The following is a 623-nucleotide window of genomic DNA, read 5'->3' as shown; positions in this document are numbered from 1 at the left end:
CAGGCAGACGCCGAAGATGTGCTCGGCCACGCGCCCCGTGCCGATCGGCTCGCCCAGCGCGTTGCCCGCGCCGACGACCGCCCCGATCTCCGTCTCGTAGTCCAGCAGCCTGCACGGGCCGAAGGTCGGCATCGCGGCGTCGTCGGCCCGGGTCTGCCCGCGCGGGCGGCGGACGGCCATCGGCGCTCCCGCGTGCCCCACGCCGATGCTCGAGGCCCGGCCGTGGTAGCCGATCGGGGTGTGCTTGTAGTTGGGCAGCAGCGGGTTGTCGGGCCGGAACATCGCCCCCACATTGGTCGCGTGGTGTTTGCTCGCGTAGAAGTCGGTGTAGTCGCCGACGTGCACGGGCATCACCAGCGGCGTCTCGGCCAGCGGCCGCAGCGCCTTGGCCCGCACGCGGCGGACCTGCTGGCCCGCGTGCGTCTCGGCGTTGAGCAGAGCCTGCACGCGCCCCCGGACGATCGGCCAGAACTTCGGCGCGCTGGCCAGCATGTTCCACCGCGGCTGGTGCAGCAGGTACTTCAGCGCTTCGGCGTCCGCCGCGCCGTCGAACGCCCCCGCGCCCGCCAGCAGCCCCAGGTCCAGCACCTGGTCGCCGATCACCACGCCGAGGTGGTCGTGCT

General features: G+C 73.4%; 1 pseudogene. It reads right to left on the bottom strand.

Annotated elements, in window-relative coordinates:
* Positions 1 to 623 (bottom strand): annotated as a pseudogene (locus tag ACK4TH_RS12850) (fumarylacetoacetase); the annotation flags it as partial.

This window comes from Tepidimonas sp. (assembly GCF_046292505.1).
GTDB lineage: Bacteria > Pseudomonadota > Gammaproteobacteria > Burkholderiales > Burkholderiaceae_C > Tepidimonas.
This window is presented reverse-complemented; position numbering and strand designations above follow the sequence as displayed.